Origin of the sequence: Microbacterium sp. HMWF026, assembly GCF_003061325.1 — a bacterium.
GTDB classification, from domain to species: Bacteria; Actinomycetota; Actinomycetes; order Actinomycetales; family Microbacteriaceae; genus Microbacterium; species Microbacterium testaceum_E.
In genome coordinates this window covers 1-1395 of sequence record NZ_QAJB01000426.1, presented here as the reverse complement: position 1 = coordinate 1395, position 1395 = coordinate 1, and the positions used below count along the sequence as shown (strand labels likewise).

2 protein-coding genes are annotated in these 1395 nt (G+C 74.3%); both read right to left on the bottom strand.

Going from position 1 to position 1395, the window contains the following annotated elements:
- On the bottom strand, positions 1–320 hold a 320-nt coding region (locus DBR36_RS15495), incomplete at its 3' end, for a glutaminase (protein ID WP_146185398.1).
- A 55-nt stretch (positions 321–375) separates the two neighbouring features.
- Positions 376–1395: SGNH hydrolase domain-containing protein (locus DBR36_RS17930; protein WP_308810970.1), on the bottom strand; the 1020-nt coding region annotated here is incomplete at its 5' end.

Here is a 1395-nt window from a genome sequence, read left to right as displayed (position 1 = left end):
GTGCCGCTTTCGAGCAGGATGGCGTCGAAGGACTCCCCCGTCGGCTCGATGCCGACCCGGTCGAGGGCTCCGCCCTCGGTGTCGAGCAGCGCGAGGGCGAACAGGAACGGCTTCACCGCCGATTGCACGCTCACGGTCACGTCGGCCTCGGTGCTGACGCGCACGGTGCCGTCGGGCAGGGCGAGCGCGATGCCGCACAGGCCGGGGTCGGCGCCGGCGAGGGCGGGGATGCTGTCGTCGACCCGGCCGTCCCGGTGGTGCCGCACACGTTCGCGCAGCGCCTCGACGTCGTAGCGGGAGGGATCGGGGTGCGGGGTCACTCCCCCAGCCTCCCAGGCATCGGGCGGGCGCGCCCGGGATTGCGTTTTCCGGCGCTCAGTACAGCCCGCGGTCGGCCAGCGCGGCCCGCAGGATCGGAGTCAGCCGCTCCGCGAACGCCGGCGTGACGTGCGTGTCGTCGTAGCGGACGGGCGTGTCACCGGCGAAGGCGGGGCAGATTCCCTGCCAGCAGGTGAACGGCAGGGCGCTGATGGCGGCATCGCCGGTCGTCGCGGCCTGCGCCTCGGCGGCGGTCTGCATCTGCGTCCACACGTCGTCGACCGCCGAGAGGCAGGCGCTCGGTCCCGTCACCGGCGAGAAGCAGCGCCCGAGATCGGCACCGTGCGGCGGGGGCGCGAGGTACACGGTGCGCCCCGGCGGCGCCCAGGCCGAGACCAGGCGGGCGGTGGCGGATGCCAGGTCGCCGGCGCCCAGGTCGCGTCCGTCGACCGAGCGGGCCAGGGTGAACGCGTTCGACACCACCACCAGATCGGCGGGTGCGGCCGACACCAGGGCCGACACCTCGCGCTTGCGCGCGTCGCAGCCGGCGGTGACCGCTGGGTCGCGACTCTCGATCAGGACGTCGGTGAAGCGGCATCCGTACATCCCGACGGTCGTCACCCGCCACGCACCCCCGCTCTCGGCGGCGAGCCGCGCGAACGCGGGAGCGTAGGCCATGGCGCTGGAATCGCCGACGAGGTACAGGTGATGGGCGGCGCCGGGGTCGCCCCACGAGCAGGAGTCGGCATCCGGAGTGCGATCCGGGGTGAAGCAGTCGTGGGCGGGGTTGGCCGACGAGGAGTCGCGCAGTGCCTGGTCGAGCGAGGGATGAAGCGTCGGCCAGGCATCGGCGGTCGTCGCGGCGGCGAGCTGGCCCTGGAGCGTCGCGAGAGCGTCGTCGGCGTCGACAGCCGCCTCGGTCGACGCGGGTGCTGCGGTCGGCATGCCCGGCAGGGCTGGTGCGCCGTAGGCGAGGAGCACCGCGAGGACGGTCGCGCCGGCGCCGATGACCAGAGAGGTCAGGCCCATCGCAGCGCGCGGCGCGAAGCGCTCGCGCCACGTCGCCCAGTCCTCGGT